Source organism: Flavihumibacter solisilvae (assembly GCF_000814475.1).
In the GTDB taxonomy this organism is placed as follows: domain Bacteria; phylum Bacteroidota; class Bacteroidia; order Chitinophagales; family Chitinophagaceae; genus Flavihumibacter; species Flavihumibacter solisilvae.
This window is the reverse complement of the sequence record NZ_JSVC01000013.1, coordinates 1-15,833: the sequence shown is the minus strand read 5'-3', so window position 1 is coordinate 15,833 and position 15,833 is coordinate 1. Positions and strand designations below refer to the sequence as shown.

General features: G+C 48.1%; 14 protein-coding genes. 4 read left to right on the top strand and 10 right to left on the bottom strand.

Annotated elements, in window-relative coordinates; all coding sequences use genetic code 11:
- The first annotated feature begins 79 nt into the window (after positions 1-79).
- Positions 80-727: a dioxygenase family protein gene (locus OI18_RS11620; RefSeq protein ID WP_052273129.1), complete on the top strand. Its 648-nt coding sequence runs from the start codon at positions 80-82 to the stop codon at positions 725-727.
- Here OI18_RS11620 and OI18_RS11615 read toward each other — a convergent pair.
- Together OI18_RS11615 and OI18_RS11610 are read right to left on the bottom strand one after the other, a co-directional pair.
- On the bottom strand, positions 724-1,401 hold the full coding sequence (locus OI18_RS11615; RefSeq protein ID WP_039140036.1) for a YggS family pyridoxal phosphate-dependent enzyme: 678 nt from the start codon (positions 1,399-1,401) through the stop codon (positions 724-726). The genes OI18_RS11620 and OI18_RS11615 overlap by 4 nt on opposite strands.
- Before the next feature lie 36 nt (positions 1,402-1,437).
- Positions 1,438-2,592: an acyl-CoA dehydrogenase family protein gene (locus OI18_RS11610; protein ID WP_039140221.1), complete on the bottom strand. Its 1,155-nt coding sequence runs from the start codon at positions 2,590-2,592 to the stop codon at positions 1,438-1,440.
- Positions 2,593-2,745: 153 nt separating this feature from the next.
- Here OI18_RS11610 and OI18_RS11605 point away from each other — a divergent pair, with 153 nt between their 5' ends.
- A complete protein-coding gene (locus OI18_RS11605; RefSeq protein WP_039140035.1) occupies positions 2,746-3,342 on the top strand; it encodes a methyltransferase domain-containing protein in 597 nt (198 codons plus the stop codon).
- Here the strand turns inward: OI18_RS11605 and OI18_RS11600 are convergent.
- The 4 genes from OI18_RS11600 to bshB1 form a co-directional block, all read right to left on the bottom strand.
- A complete protein-coding gene (locus OI18_RS11600) occupies positions 3,317-4,366 on the bottom strand; it encodes an agmatine deiminase family protein (RefSeq protein ID WP_039140034.1) in 1,050 nt (349 codons plus the stop codon). The two genes, OI18_RS11605 and OI18_RS11600, sit on opposite strands and share 26 nt — an antisense overlap.
- Positions 4,356-5,231, bottom strand: coding sequence for a carbon-nitrogen hydrolase (locus OI18_RS11595; protein WP_039140033.1), 876 nt, complete (start codon positions 5,229-5,231; stop codon positions 4,356-4,358). Before OI18_RS11595 ends, OI18_RS11600 begins: the two co-directional genes overlap by 11 nt.
- 36 nt (positions 5,232-5,267) lie before the next feature.
- Positions 5,268-6,335: a fatty acid desaturase family protein gene (locus OI18_RS11590; RefSeq protein ID WP_039140032.1), complete on the bottom strand. Its 1,068-nt coding sequence runs from the start codon at positions 6,333-6,335 to the stop codon at positions 5,268-5,270.
- 139 nt (positions 6,336-6,474) lie between these two features.
- Positions 6,475-7,212 (bottom strand): bacillithiol biosynthesis deacetylase BshB1, encoded by a 738-nt coding sequence (bshB1, locus tag OI18_RS11585; RefSeq protein ID WP_039140031.1) that lies wholly within the window; start codon positions 7,210-7,212, stop codon positions 6,475-6,477.
- A gap of 52 nt (positions 7,213-7,264) precedes the next feature.
- Here bshB1 and OI18_RS11580 point away from each other — a divergent pair, with 52 nt between their 5' ends.
- Positions 7,265-8,923 carry a DEAD/DEAH box helicase gene (locus OI18_RS11580; protein ID WP_039140030.1) on the top strand — a complete coding sequence of 553 codons (1,659 nt, stop codon included), beginning with the start codon at positions 7,265-7,267 and terminating at the stop codon, positions 8,921-8,923.
- 87 nt (positions 8,924-9,010) lie between these two features.
- Positions 9,011-10,414, top strand: coding sequence for a dihydrolipoyl dehydrogenase (gene lpdA / locus OI18_RS11575; protein WP_039140029.1), 1,404 nt, complete (start codon positions 9,011-9,013; stop codon positions 10,412-10,414).
- 53 nt (positions 10,415-10,467) lie between these two features.
- Here the strand turns inward: lpdA and OI18_RS11570 are convergent, their stop codons facing one another.
- The 4 genes from OI18_RS11570 to OI18_RS11555 all read right to left on the bottom strand — a co-directional run bounded on the left by OI18_RS11570 (position 10,468) and on the right by OI18_RS11555 (position 15,605).
- Positions 10,468-11,271 (bottom strand): hypothetical protein, encoded by an 804-nt coding sequence (locus OI18_RS11570; protein WP_152616803.1) that lies wholly within the window; start codon positions 11,269-11,271, stop codon positions 10,468-10,470.
- Positions 11,272-11,626: 355 nt separating this feature from the next.
- Entirely contained in the window at positions 11,627-13,216 is a 1,590-nt protein-coding gene (locus OI18_RS11565; RefSeq protein ID WP_039140027.1) for an MFS transporter, read from the bottom strand.
- Between the two features lie 5 nt (positions 13,217-13,221).
- Positions 13,222-14,271: an HlyD family secretion protein gene (locus OI18_RS11560; RefSeq protein ID WP_039140026.1), complete on the bottom strand. Its 1,050-nt coding sequence runs from the start codon at positions 14,269-14,271 to the stop codon at positions 13,222-13,224.
- A 5-nt stretch (positions 14,272-14,276) separates the two neighbouring features.
- Positions 14,277-15,605, bottom strand: coding sequence for a TolC family protein (locus OI18_RS11555; RefSeq protein ID WP_052273128.1), 1,329 nt, complete (start codon positions 15,603-15,605; stop codon positions 14,277-14,279).
- Positions 15,606-15,833: the final 228 nt, after the last annotated feature.

Here is a 15,833-nt window from a genome sequence, read left to right as displayed (position 1 = left end):
TCAGGGGATTCCTTCCATTGGTGTAAAGGGCTCCAGGTGTATGGCCGGTAGTTCTCAATTTTGATGAAAATACCAGGTCATGAAAACGGCAGTTTTCACTTTGACAACCTATGTTCTTTTCCCGCTTTTTGCCTGCTCACAGTCGAGTCCTTCTGTAAATAAACCGGATGCAGCTGACACAAGGGTTGGCGGACGGTGTGAAGGCTGCGAAGCGATTTACGAATGTCCTGTTCCTTTCAGCGTGCTCAATGAAGTTGATACGCTTCCTGATTTCAGCTTAAACGGACCGAAATTGGTTTTAAGCGGAACCATTTACCAGCGCGACGGCAAGACTCCCGCCCCTGGGGTGATCCTGTATGCGTATCACACCGACCAATCGGGTCGCTACCCGACTATGGGAGGGGAACAGGGATGGGGCAAGCGCCACGGTTACCTGCGGGGATGGGTTCGGACCAATCAAAAAGGGGAATACCGGTTCTATACCCTGCGGCCGGGAGCATACCCCGAAGGTGGGGCACCCGCCCATATCCATGCCACTTTGAAGGAACCGGGCAAGACCGCTTACTGGATCGATGAATACCTGTTTGCCGGCGATCCTAACCTTCCATCAGCGTCGCAACGAGGTAAACCCAAAGGCGGTGATGGTGTGCTGCAGGTTAATGAGCAGAATGGAGTACTTGCTGCAACGCGCGATATTATATTAGGACTGAATATCGACGATTATTAATTCCGCGAACCAAACAACAGGCTGCCAATGCGCAGCATATTGCTTCCCTCTTCGAGTGCAATGCGGTAGTCACCACTCATGCCCATTGATAAAGTATGGAGATTAACGGTCGCGCTCTGCTGTTGTGAGGCGTAATGATCATAAAGCTGCCTGAGGTGACGGAACTCGGGGCGGACAACCTTCGGGTCTTCACTGAATGATCCCATTCCCATGAAACCGGTAATGCGTATGTTCGCATACTCACCCGCGTTATTGCGGACGGTAGAAATAAGTTCTTCCAGTTCCTTTTCGTCAAGACCGAACTTGGTTTCTTCCCTGGCGATATGCACCTGCAGCAAACAGTCAATAGTGCGGTGATGTTTGGCCGCCTGCTTATTGATCTCCTGCAGCAGTTTCAGTCCATCCACACCATGAACCAGGTGAACGAATGATGCAATGTATTTGACTTTATTCGACTGGAGGTGACCTATATAATGCCAGTGAATATCGGCAGGCAGTTCCGGTTTTTTATCCGCCAGTTCCTGCACATAATTCTCACCGAAATCACGCTGGCCCAGTTCGTAGAGCGAGTTGATTTCTGAGGAAGGCTTTGTTTTGCTTACTGCAACCAGCGTTGCGCCTGCCTCACGGCATAGGTCGCGTAACTCCTGGTAATTCGAGATGTGGATCGCCATGCTGCAAAGCTACACGAGTCAACCACTATGCAAAACTTATTTAAGGATCGCGCGGCTGATAACAATCCGCTGAACTTCGCTGGTTCCTTCGTAGATCTGCGTGATCTTGGCATCGCGCATCAGTCGCTCGACATGATATTCCTTTACATACCCGTAACCGCCATGTACCTGAACGGCTTCAGTAGAAACCCACATGGCTGCTTCGGATGCGAATACTTTTGCCATAGATCCGCTGAGAGTGTAGTCAATTTTATTGTCCTTTTCCCACGCGGCCTTCAGGCATAGAAGTCTTGCAGCTTCCACTTTGGTTGCCATATCTGCCAGCTTGAACTGGATGGCCTGGTGATGCATGATCTCCTTTCCAAATGCTTTGCGTTGTTTGGAATAATTCAATGCCAGCTCAAACGCACCACTTGCGATGCCGAGTGCCTGGGAAGCAATGCCAATCCGTCCGCCTGCCAGTGTCTTCATCGCGAACCGGAACCCGGAACCGTCATCACCGATCCTGTTCTCCTTGGGCACTTTTACATCGCTGAATGAAATGCTATGCGTATCACTGCCGCGGATACCGAGCTTATTTTCTTTGGCACCAACGGTTACGCCGGGCCAGTTCTTTTCTATTATAAATGCATTGATGCCATGGGATCCCTGCTCCACATCGGTTTGTGCGATCACCAGGTAAACAGAAGCCGAAGATCCGTTCGTGATCCAATTCTTGGTTCCGTTAAGGAGGTAGTGGTCGCCCTTGTCTTCAGCGATCGTCCGCTGTGAAGTAGCATCACTGCCGGCCTCAGGCTCACTTAGCAGGAAGGCACCGATATAAAGTTCCCCATCCTTTTTCCCCTGTGCCAACGGTGTGAGGTAGCGTTGTTTCTGCTCTTCGGAACCGTAGGTTTCCAGTCCCCAGCAAACAAGACTGTTGTTCACACTCATCACTACGCTCACACTTGCATCAATCTTACTGATCTCTTCCATGGCCAGCACATAGCTGATCGTATCCATCCCGGCGCCACCGTATGCGGGGTCGACCATCATTCCCATGAACCCGAGGTCTGCCAGCTGCATTACCTGTTCCAATGGAAATTTCTGTTTATCGTCTCTTTCGATAACGCCGGGCAGGCATTGATTCTGGGCGAAATCACGGGCTGCCCGCTGGATCATAAGGTGCTCTTCACTAAGTTGAAAATGCATGTTATCAGGGTTAAAGTGGGGCAAAAATAACCGAATTACCATTCAACTAACGCCTGTTAGTAAAAATTATTTGCGCTAACTTCCGGTGTTTTCACCCAACTTCACCCGACGGGTGAGACCCGACGGGTGGGACCCGACGGGTAAATATTACGCATGAACTTCGATTCTTCTTACTGGGACGAGCTTTACCGCAGTAACGCTACGGCGTGGGATGTTGGCTACCCATCGACGCCGCTGAAGGATTATATAGATCAACTGAACGATAAGGACCTGTCTATCCTGGTCCCGGGCTGCGGGAATGGGTATGAAGTGGAGTATTTGCTGCACAATGGGTTCAGGAATGTGACTGTGATAGATATTTCGCCCCTTCTCACGACTTCACTGGCGATGAGGCTTAACAAGTGGCATGGAAAGGAACTGACAATTTTGAACGGTGATTTCTTTGCCATGGAGGGACAATTCGACCTGGTGCTGGAACAGACTTTTTTCTGCGCCCTTCAGCCTTCACTCCGTAAAGCATACGCGTCACAAATGCATGCCCTCCTGAAGAAAAACGGCAGGCTTGTCGGCCTACTGTTCAACAGGGCGTTCGAGGGCGGTCCGCCTTTCGGTGGCAGTAAGGCAGAATACGAAAGCTTATTCCAGCCGCTGTTCGAAATAAACGTGATGGCCGACTGTTACAATTCTATCAATCCGCGGGCAGGTACAGAATTGTTCATAAACCTTAAACCGCTGGTTCCTGCTGGCTGAGGCAATGGAAGGAACCCAGTCCCCAGATGATCTCTGTTGAGTCAATTCCCACAACCTTACGCCCCGGAAAACAATCCTGGATTATATTCAGCGCCTTTTCATCCTTATCGGAACGGAATGTCGGCACAATTACGGACGTATTGGCAATATAGAAGTTCGCGTAGGAAGCCGGCAGTCGCTGGTCTTCGAAGATCACCGGGTCAGGCATCGGCAGTTCAACGATGTTCATTTGTTTACCATTCTGCAGGCGCATGGCCGACAGCTGCTGCAGGTTGCCCTTCAGCAATTCGTAGTTTTCATCCGCGCTGTCTTCCTCGATCACGGTAAGCACTGTGTCTTCATTAACAAAGCGAACGGTATCGTCGATATGTCCATCGGTGTCGTCACCCACGATACCTTCGTCGACCCAGAGTATCTGTTCAACACCGTAATACTGCCGGAGGAAATTTTCAATTTCGCCCTGCTTCAGGTGAGGGTTCCTGTTAGGATTCAACAGGCAGGCTGTTGAAGTGAGCAATGTACCCTTCCCATTGAATTCAACCGAGCCACCTTCCATGATAATGCCCGGGTAGTACACGGGAATATTGTAATGTTTCGCGACCAGTGTCGGGATCACATCATCGAGGTCGTAAGGCGGATATTTTCCACCCCACGCGTTGTAGTTCCAATCCACCACAACTTTGCGATGGTCTTCAGCAGCGGGGTTCACCAAAAAAGCCGGACCATGGTCACGGCACCAGGCATCATTGGTGGGATGCAGGAAAAACTGCACCTGCGACATATCCACGCCAGCTTCCTGCAGGCAATTCTTAGCAAACTGCAGCATCTTTTCGTCATTCACGTTGATGCACACCTGCTCGCTCTCTGCCAGCACTTTGATGAACTGCGCATAATACGGGTAGATGGTATGGATTTTACCGGGCCATGAAGCTTCCTTATGCGGCCAGCTAAGCCAGGTTGCAGTATGCGGGGCAAATTCGGCCGGGAAGTAATAACCGGATTCGAAGGGAGTCTTAGTCTTCATCAATATATCGCTTGGTAATGGGCTGGTAGGAGTCGATCCGCCTGTCGCGCAGGAACGGCCAGTGCGTACGGTAACGGTCTGTCTTGCCGAGGTCGAGGGTCATCACATGTACGTCCTCATCATCGTGCGAAAGCTGCTTCAGCACAGTTCCGAAAGGGTTGGCGACAAATGAGCCACCCCAGAATTTCATAGCACCTTCCTGCTCCAGTCCGACCCTGTTCACACTCACAACGTGCACGCCGTTGGCAACTGCGTGACTGCGCTGAATGGTTTGCCAGGCATTGTATTGTTCGGTGTTAGTGTCTTCATCCTGCGATGTAGCCCAGCCAATAGCGGTAGGATAAAACAGGATCTCGGCACCCATTAGGGAAGTGATGCGAGCTGCTTCAGGGTACCACTGGTCCCAGCAGATCAGCACACCAAAAGTGGCGAAGCGGGTTTTGAATACTTTATATCCCAGGTCACCGGGAGTGAAATAAAATTTCTCGTAGTAAGCCGGGTCATCGGGAATATGCATCTTCCGGTACTTACCGAGGTAAGAACCATCTGCATCCAGTACGGCTGTCGTATTGTGATAGATTCCCTGTGTGCGTTTTTCGAACAGTGAGGCAATGATCACCACACCGAGTTCGGCGGCAACGGCTGAAAGCGCGTCGGTAGATGCACCGGGAATCGGTTCGGCCAGTTTGAAATTTTCATAGTCTTCCACGTCGCAGAAGTACAACGAGGTGAAGAGTTCCTGCAGGCAGATGATCTGCGCGCCTTTCGCCGCGGCCTCACGGACGCCGGTTATGGCTTTCTGCAAATTCTCCTCCTTACTGGCGGTACAACTCATCTGTACCATGCCCACTTTTACACTTGACATGCTGTTTCCGTTTGAAGGGGCAAATGTACGGGTTTCTTAGGCCCTTCCCATATGACGGAGGAAAGAAACATGCGACGCTACTGCATAACGTGTTTTCGCATACTCAATGTAGGGAATGCCATATTCGAGGCAAGCCTGGCGGATGATCTTGCTGATGGCAGGATAATGCACATGCGAGATCTTGGGGAAGAGATGGTGCTCGATCTGGAAATTCAATCCGCCCAGCAGCCAGCTCACCACTCTATTATCAGTAGCAAAGTTTGCAGTCGTCTTCAGCTGGTGAACCGCCCATTCGTCTTCCAGTTTGCCGGTCTCAGCGTCAGGTACAGGGAAAGCAGTATGCTCAACGGTGTGTGCCAGCTGGAACACCATGCTGATCACAAAACCGGCAATGCAGGTATAAATCAGGAATCCGATCAGCCACAGCTTGAAGCCGACGATATAAATCGGGAGTCCTACGAAGAGGAAAAGGTGAAGTGCCTTGAATCCCCAGAAAACAAAATGATCAGCCCTGGTCATTTTCTTAAGGGGCATGTTGCCGATACGGCTTTTGAAATATTTCTCATAATCAAGAACGAAGATCCAGAGGATGTACAGCATGGAATACAGCAGCCAGAAATAGAGGTGCTGGTACTTGTGCATCTTGTATTTTTTCTGCGTGGTGCTCATGCGCATCCAGGGCTGGATGTCGATGTCATCATCCACACCGTCCACATTTGTATAAGCGTGGTGGATCACATTGTGTTTTACGTTCCACATGAAATTATTTCCGCCCAGGATATTCAATGAGAACGCAGCAAGCTGGTTCACCCATTTGTATTTACTGAAGCTGCCATGTGCGCCATCGTGCATAATGTTGAACCCTATCGCCGCTACCGTTCCTCCAAGCAACACACACTCGAGCACTGCAAGCCATAATACTGGTGTAAAGAACACGAGGTGCACATACACAAAAGTGAAAGCCACAAACAGGATGATGGCTTTTGTATACAGGTTGTTGTTTCCCGTAGACGGCTTGCCGATCTCTTCAAAGTAGCTGCTGATCCTTTTCTTCAGTTCGGTATGAAACGACTGAGCCGAGGTAGTAAATTTTGGAGTCACCATGTGAATTACTCTGGGTTCGATGAATTAATACAGGACGCAAAATTACACCCATCCATTCATAATCCGTGCCTGAGGAAAATATATAACATAATTAATTTTCCACTATACCCCAAGGCGATATCCGAATGATCGGATACGATCAGGTTTCGTTCTGGATCAGCGCGTCGAGACTTTTAATTCCCAGCGACTTTTGGGTGGTAAATCCTTCCGCAAAGCGAACACCGATCCGCTTACCCATCATGCGCGCCCTTGCCACCACACTTTCGCGGAAGTCGGGTGTGGAGATATAGGTCTGTGGACCGTCGTCCTCCATGTCGGGATTGTAGAATTGGGTAGTGTAGGCCTCTATTGCCAGCATGCGCTGGTCGAATACATCGGAGATGTCTACCACCAGGTCGGGTTCCTGCAGGCGGTCCTGGATATAATGGAGTACGTACTTCGGCCGCCACCTTTCCTGCTGGTTCCCCTCGTCGTCGGTCGTCTGGATCTTAAGCAGTCCGGCCAGGAAACTTGCCTCGGCAATCAGCTTTCCCGCCCTGCCGTGATCCGGGTGCCTGTCTTCCAGGGCATTTGCCAATATCACTTCGGGTTGGTAGCGGCGGATAGCCTTGATTAACTGCATCTTATGCGTTTCGTCGTCTATAAAAAAACCGTCGCGCATGCAGAGGTTCGCCCGCACCTGCACTCCCATCAGCTGGGCTGCGCGTGCCGCCTCGGCGTAGCGGGTTTCAATGGTGCCGCGGGTTCCAAGTTCTCCCTGGGTCAGATCCAGAATGCCTACCTTTTTTCCCTTCTTTACCTCGTTGATTATCGTTCCGGAGCAACCCAATTCCACGTCGTCCGGATGAACGCCTATTGCCAGTATATCGAGTTTCATAAGTTGCAAATGTAGTGCGTTTATTATCCTACCTTTGCGCAAATTTTGATATATGATTACATTTGAAGAGTTAGGACTTGACGAGAGATTGGTTAAAGCAACGACAGCACTTGGTTTTGTTAATCCGACCACTATCCAGGAAAAAGCCATCCCGGTTTTACTGGCTGGCACGACCGACCTGGTGGGACTGGCGCAGACCGGGACCGGAAAAACGGCTGCATTTGGACTTCCCCTTTTACAACTGGTTGACCCTTCCCAAAAATACCCGCAGGCACTGATTGTTTGTCCCACCCGGGAACTTTGCCTGCAGATCGTGAACGAAATCGAATCTTTCAAGAAGTACATGACGGGTCTCAATATCGTGGCAGTTTACGGCGGCACCTCTATCGGCGCCCAGATCCGCGACATTAAACGCGGGATCCAGATCGTAGCTGCGACCCCCGGCAGGCTGATCGACCTGATCGAAAGAAAGGCGATCAACCTCGAACAGATCAAGTACGTTGTACTTGACGAAGCGGATGAGATGCTTAACATGGGTTTCCAGGACGATATCGAGTTCATCCTGAAGAACACTCCCAACCGCGAAAGCACATGGCTGTTCAGCGCTACCATGCCACCGGAGATCAAGCGGGTGAGCAAGAAGTACATGGAAGACCCGAAGGAGATCCAGGTGGGCAAGGTTAATACCGCCAACAAGAATATCGATCACCAGTACTTTATCACGAATGCGCAGCACCGTTATGAAGCACTGAAGCGACTAATCGATTTCAATCCCGGGATGTACGGGATCATTTTCACGCGTACAAAGGCTGACGCCCAGGACATCGCAGAGAAGCTGACCCGCGAAGGCTACGATATCGACGCGCTGCACGGCGACCTTACCCAGGTACAGCGTGACAGGGTAATGGGACAGTTCCGCGACAAAAGCCTGCAATTGCTGATTGCTACCGATGTGGCGGCAAGGGGAATCGACGTGAAGGAAATTTCGCACGTAATCAACTACGAGCTTCCTGATGACATAGAAGTTTATACGCACCGCAGTGGTCGTACCGGCCGCGCCGGTAAAACCGGGGTGTGTATGTCGATTGTCCACAGCCGTGAGACGTTCAGGCTGCGCCAGATCGAAAAGATCGTACAGGCACCTTTCCACCGTCTCGAGATCCCTACCGGAAAAGATGTCTGCAGAAAGCAATTCTTCTACTTCATGGACAAACTCCTGCAAACGGATATCAGTCATGGTGACTATGAAACCTATGTTCCCATGCTGCAGGAAAAGTTCGCTGATGTAAGCAAGGAAGAGATCCTGAAGCGTGTTGCCGCAACTGAGTTCGACCGGTTCCTGAAATATTATGAAAACTCTGAAGACCTGAACCTCCGCGAAGACCGCAGGCAACGCCCGGTTGGACGTGAGCGCGAGTCCGCTTCACGTGACCAGGGACGCGGTCGCAAGGAGTTCCAGCCCGGAGGAAATGGCAACCACACCAAATTATTTGTTAATCTCGGTACAAAAGATGGCTTCTACAAAGCCAGCTTCCTCCAATATATCCTCGACATGAGTGACCTCCGCAAAGATGTTCTCGGTCGCATCGATATGAAAGAGATGAACAGCTGGATCGAAATCGATAAAGGTTCAGCTGCGAAAATGATCAAAGCGATCGATGGCAAAACCTACAAAGGAAGGAAGATCAGGATGAATGATGCCAGCAGGTAAGCACTTCGTGGCTGTTTGGCCGTTTCCTCCTTCTAAAGTAGTTTCGCACGTTATTATTTTGTCAACCAACATCTTAAAATAAAATCTATGGCATACGATGTTCTCGTAATCGGAAGTGGTCCTGGTGGTTATGTGGCTGCTATCCGCGCATCCCAACTGGGATTCAAAACAGCCATTATTGAAAAGGAAAGTCTCGGTGGTATCTGTCTGAACTGGGGATGTATTCCCACCAAAGCGCTGTTGAAGAGTGCGCAGGTGATGGAGTATATCAAACACGCGAAAGACTATGGTATCGAGGCTACAGGTACGCATAATTTTGAAGCCGTGATCAAGCGCAGCCGTGGTGTTGCGGATAAAATGAGCAAGGGTGTCCAGTTCCTGATGAGGAAGAACAAGATCGATGTGTTCATGGGTTTTGGAAAGATCAAGGCAAAGGGACAGGTAGAAGTTACCAAAGCAGACGGCAGCAAGGAAGTAGTTGAAGCAAAGCATATCATCATCGCTACGGGTGGCCGCAGCCGTGAGCTGCCTAACCTGAAGCAGGATGGCAAGAAAGTGATCGGTTACCGCGAAGCCATGGTGCTTCCGCAGCAACCGAAGAGCATGATCGTTGTCGGCAGCGGCGCGATCGGTGTTGAGTTCGCTTACTTCTACAACAGTATGGGAACCAAGGTTACCGTGGTGGAGTTCATGCCCCGCGTAGTTCCTGTTGAAGACGACGATATTTCAAAAGAACTCGAGAAGCAATACAAGAAGCAGGGCATCGAAGTGATGACCAATGCAAACGTGGAAAGCCTGGATACCAGCGGCAATGGTGTAAAGGCAAAAGTGAAGACCGCTACCGGCGAAGTAACCCTCGAAGCTGACGTAGTGCTGAGCGCTGTTGGTGTTTCCGCAAACATCGAAGGCATCGGGCTGGAAGAAGCTGGTGTGAAGACCGACAAGGGCCGTATCGTGGTGGACAAGTTCTACCAGACAAGTACTCCGGGCTTTTATGCGATCGGTGATTGCGTACCTGGACAGGCACTCGCACACGTTGCATCAAAAGAAGGCATCATCTGTGTGGAGAACATCGCATATGGTGAGAAGAAATACAACCACCAGCCAGAAGGTCTCGACTACAACAACATCCCGGGATGTACATACTGTGTTCCTGAAATCGCCAGCGTTGGTTTTACCGAGAAAGCGGCTAAGGAAGCAGGTTATGAAATTAAGGTTGGTAAATTCCCGCTGAGTGCATCAGGTAAGGCATCTGCTGCCGGTGCTACTGAAGGCTTCGTAAAAGTGATCTTTGACGCGAAATACGGTGAGTGGCTGGGAACCCACATGATCGGTTACAACGTGACTGAGCTGATCGCTGAAACAGTAACTGCCCGTAAGCTGGAAACAACTTACCATGAAGTGCTGAACAGCGTTCACCCCCACCCGACCATCAGTGAGAGCATTAAGGATGCGATCGAAGTGGCTTACGGCGAAGCAATTCACCTGTAAGAAAGTCAGAAACTTAAGAATAGGACCCGCGGATGTAATGATCTGCGGGTTTTTTATTGCTGGTTTTTTGCTTTTACGCGGACAATATCGTCTACAGCGGCTTTGGCCTTCTTTTTGGCTTTCTCTTCTTCCTGTTTCCGTTGTTCCAGGATGCGGATCTCGTCCTTGTCGAAAGTACCCACGTCTGTAATTTGCATGCCCGTAGTAGTGAGTACCGGGAAAACGACATCTTCAACACCTAAATGTACCCGAAGGCATAAAAGCCATTGGAGGGTGGTTCCGGATGGTTTGGGAAAAAGGAATTCAAATACAGGGTTAGGATAGTCTTTTCCAATCCTGATCCAGTCGCTGTACTGCCTTGACCAGAATGCAGTATCATTGGGATCGTCCCAGGTAAAGAGGATCACTTCATAGTAATAGGTGTTGGCGTCATATTTTCCGCGCGGTGGATGGGCTTGAACCTGCAGGCCGACGGAAACACTCTCTTCCAGTTCTTTGACGGTTGTGGAGCAGGTACCAAGCGAGTTGAAGGTGTACCTGGGATTGATTTCCATGGACTTTAATTGCATCAACAGCAATCCCCTCCTGTTCTCCGGTTCCTTCCTGAACCGTTTCAGCATTTTCTGGTAGAGATCCGATTTCTTGGCTGGCCAGATGCCCCGAAAAGCGCTGTTCAACTCGCCCGCCAGGTCGTTCAGGTATTTAGTGCGGGAAAATTGCCGCTTCAACGCTGGCTCACCCTTTTTAAGGCCCGGCCTTGGTGCTCTTCGGGTATGGTTTCCGTATTTTGTACTGTCTACAAATACCAGCTTATCCATCTTCCCACTGGGATTAAATAAGGACCTGATTCTTGGCATAATTTTCGTTTAAGGTTACCGTTAGCAATCGTATGTACAAAATACAAAAAGCCGGGAATGTCAAAGGCCAAAAAAAGTCCGACTCCCATATGATATGCTTTACCTGACCTTCACGAGACTTTGACAAGACCTTCACGAGACATTTACGAGACTATCTTCCGCCTTCCTCGGCACTACGGCGACACTACCTTGTTATTACGACGACGCTATTTCCTCAAATCCCATTCGGTCGTTGTCCGATATATCTCCCGGGTAGTTATTCAAAAAAAAAAAATCCGGAATGCTCGGGTACATATGCGGGGTATGAAGAACATAAAAATGGGCCTGTTTGTCGCGGTGCGGACGGAGTTTTGATTTATTTAGCAGAGACACTTTCGCGCGACGCTTTTATCTTATTAATAACCGCGAATAATACAAGGATGACGAAAATAACAGCCATCATAATAGCAGCCACTAAAAAAATTGCCCTTATCGTCAATAACTGGCTCTGAATGCCTGTTGATTTCGCTATCACTATATTAGAAATACCAATTGCATCAGACGAATAAATTCCTTTAGACATAAGAAAGCCCTTGTATAATTCCTGCCTTTGCGACAGGATCTCATTTCCGGGAGCAAGTTTGCCCAGGAAACTTTCCTTGTATAGTTGGTTAAAATGTAATTGCATTTCATAGAAGCCGGCAGTAGAGTTAAGCGTTGCTATAAAACGGGCGTAGGTACAGATAATAATTCCGGTCATACCGGTGCTTTGGGGAAGAGATACTGTGCAAAAAATGAGTATAGGGACAAATAACAATCCCGAAGCAAAACCCTGGAGGAATATTGGGATATAAAGCTCACGCAGTGACAAATCAGGGGTGAGATGCAGGTACACCCATACATGATAAATGAACATTACTGCAAACCCGGCCAATAATAATATTGGCAGGTTTTTTTTATTTGCCAGCATCGCTTTTACCACGATGAATGTTGCCAATATTACACCGGCGATATTAAACAGCCCCGAATTCGTTACATCCTTCGAACTCCATCCAAGCACTGAGGCTGAATAGCCATAAATAAAGTTTATGCTGTCCTTAATCCCAAAGAAAATTAACAAAAGAAGCAGGCCAAAAATAAATTTGCCAGACCTGAAAGCGCCCAGATCAATCAATGGCCTTTTCAGCGTTGCCTGCCTATAGAGGAACAGGATCAGGACCAGGACCGAAAAAATTGCAGCGTACCTGATTGAAGGATCGGCAAGCCAGTAGCGTCTTGGCCCATAGATCATCACGAAAGTTACTGCCGCCGCACCGAACATAAATAAAATGGTTCCGATCCAATCCAGCTGGTACAAAGGATAGGGTTTGATAGCAGGCCTTGATCTGAAAATAAGAACACAGAGCAAAATACCGATTACCTGCAATCCTATCATACCATAATAAATCGCTATCCAATCTGTTGCCGACACCACCCGTGATGCGCCTATTCCAACAATCAGTCCGCTTGTAAGTACTACTGAAAAAAACAGGGAAATCCCAACAATCATTTTTTTGGGTTCAGGCAGAGTAGTAAAAAGAACAATCAGCATACAACCGGCAATCATACAGGTAACTATGCCGGTTAAAAAGCGTAGAATCGAGAACAGGACGAAATCGTGCACGAATAAGCAACCGATATTCAACAGGATTCCAGCAAAAAAAACAATCAATAAATAGCTTCGCGTATTAAAGTATTTCACCAACCTGAACTGTATTGGGAGGATTGAAATTATTCCAGCGTAGGCGATCTGTAAAGCAAAGGAAACATCTTCCGGCTGAGCACCGTTAAAAGAAATTACATGTGCCTGGATCAGTGCGAATACCGGGAATTGGGCAATAGCTGTGAACAGGATCAGTACCAATGAAACCCGTACTAAACCTATATGCCGGCTTGCAAGGTCATTAAAATAAACTGTCTGCGGCATAGTGGTTAGTGTTGTTGCATGTTTACTGATATTCTTACATTCATCCCTGCCTTGAGTTCTTCAACGTCTGGTTCCGTGAATTTTATTTTCACAGGAACCCGCTGAATGATCTTTACAAAATTCCCTGTTGAATTATCGGCGGGCAACAGTGAAATTTTCGAACCGGTAGAAGCAGAGATAGCGTCAATCTTTCCACGGAAGGTTTTACCTCGAATTGCATCCGCCTCAATCGTTACAGGCTGTCCTACATACATTCCATGAACCTGAGTTTCTTTAAAATTTGCTATTACCCATTTATCACCCGTATTAACTACTGATACCAGTGGTTGCCCTGCCTGCACCTGCTGGCCCTCCAGGATGGTTTTCCTTCCCGTATAGCCGTTGTAGGGAGATATGATGACAGTATAGCTGAGGTTGAGTCTCGCCAGGTCAAGTGCTGCTTCTGCCCTTTTGCGTGCCGCAAAAAGTGAATTGTACCTTGATTGCAATTCGCGAATCCTGCTGTCCCCGGTTTTAAGGCTGTTCAAGGCTGCACTATAATCGCTTTGGGAAACATCATGCCTTGTTTGCACTACCTCGTATTCAGATAATGTCACAGCTTCATCATTCAGCAGGTTCCTGTATCGTTTTACATCCTGATCCTGTTGCCAGAGCCTGGCCTTTGCAGCACTGATCTGGTCCTTATTCACGAGGGTTGCTGTCCGGGCCGACCTGATACTGGCATCCAGGATTTCCTGCTGGGCACGGGTATCTTCGAGCATGGCTTCGGCTTCCTTAACTTTTTGCAGATATTCCCTGTTGTCGAGTATGACCAATGTATCACCCTCTTTTATTTCCTGGTGTTCGCTGAATAATACTTCCCTGATGAATCCCCCGGCCCTTGCAGAAACAGGATTGATATAAGCATCCACCTGTGCATCATTTGTATTTTCATAACTACCTGCGTATACAAGATATTGCACAAATAAAAAGAGCGCGATAACAACGATCAATATGGCAACTCCCTTGATAAGCATATTGATAAAGCCCGATTTTTTATTGTTACCTGTTTTCATTTTATTTAAAGTTTCCCGGTTAAGAAAAGTAAACGATAGTAGATGGCGATGGCAGCGATATTGGCCTGGATATAATTCAACCTGGATTCCTGGTATAGATTATCCGCATCCAGGAGATCGGTCAACAGGCTGAGCTGGTTGGCGTATTTGGTATTCTGAATTTTATAGTTGGCCTCCGCCTGCTCAATTGACTTCCTGACGACAATCATCCGGTGCATCGCTTCATTGTATTTCAGTAACAATGCCCTGGCTTCCTGCTGAACATTATCCTCTATCCACTCTTTCTGCTGTTTTAGTTCTGTAACCCGCAGGCTGGCAGACCTGATCTTGTATTTATTCTGATACAGGGAAGAGATCTCATAAGTGAGCCTCACCCCTACCTGCCCCACTGCGAAGGTTTGCGCTACAGGAGGAAGAACCAATGTATTTGGATAGTTGAAAGCATAGCCTGCAAACAAGGTCGCGGCGGGAAGACTGAAGGACCTGGCCAGCTTTGTCCGGTTTTCCTGGATCTCAATATTTTTTCCCGCCTTTACCACTGCATGGGAACCGGAAAAATCTTCCACTAACCGCTCCAATTCATGGCTGGCAGGCAAAACCAACAAATTGGTATCAACCGGAATGATTTCAATAAGTTCATCCAGGTCCAGGAGCGTATTTAATTTCTGGTTGGTTATAGAGTTATCATTGACATTTGTGGTTTCACTTAACAGTGCATTGGATAACAACAGGTCAGCTCTCAACAAATCGCTTTTTGTTACTTTTCCATTTACATAAAGCGCGTTAATATTTTCGGAACGGGTCTTTGCTCTTTCTATCTGTTCTGATATAAGTTTTCCCTGGAAGTAGATCCTTACCAGATCCAGGTATTGAAGAGCTACCTGCAACCCGATATTGCCTTCCTGCTCTTTTGAATTGATATAAGCCAGTTCAGCTTTGTGTTCATGATCCCTGATCACATATCCCTGCCTGCCACCTGCATATATATTGAATGATGCTTCCAGTCCTGCATGCCAGGCATTTGCATCAGGTGGCTTCGGAATACTTCTTGGCTTGCCCCATACACCGTCGTAAAGCGTTACGTTGCTAAATCGTTGGTAAGTTGTATTGCAAACAATACGGGGTAATGTTCCCATTCTTGCGTCATCCAGGTCTGATAGTGTAGCGCTTTCTTCTGTCTTAAATACCCCCACTAATTTATTCTCCTCTTTTCCACGTTGAATGGCTTCATTCAAAGACAGCCTGATGGTCGTCTGCGCATTAAGGTTACCAGCAATAACTCCTGAAAAAAAAGTATAAATGAATGGCTTGATAATGTATCTGTGGATGAACATCTTAATAATTTGTCAGGTCAGGTAAACAGTAGTTGCTCTTCCAGGATTCCGAGCACCAAGCTTATGCCAGTATTCCAGATTGTTAGTTTGCAACAACTTAGTTTTTGCCCAACGAAAAGATTCATGATATTTCAAAATTTCTTGTAATTATTCAGAGACAGCGCATTGAATACTAATGTTTTATGGTTTAGATAAAGAACTGTTGTAAATTTAATAGCACATCAAAAA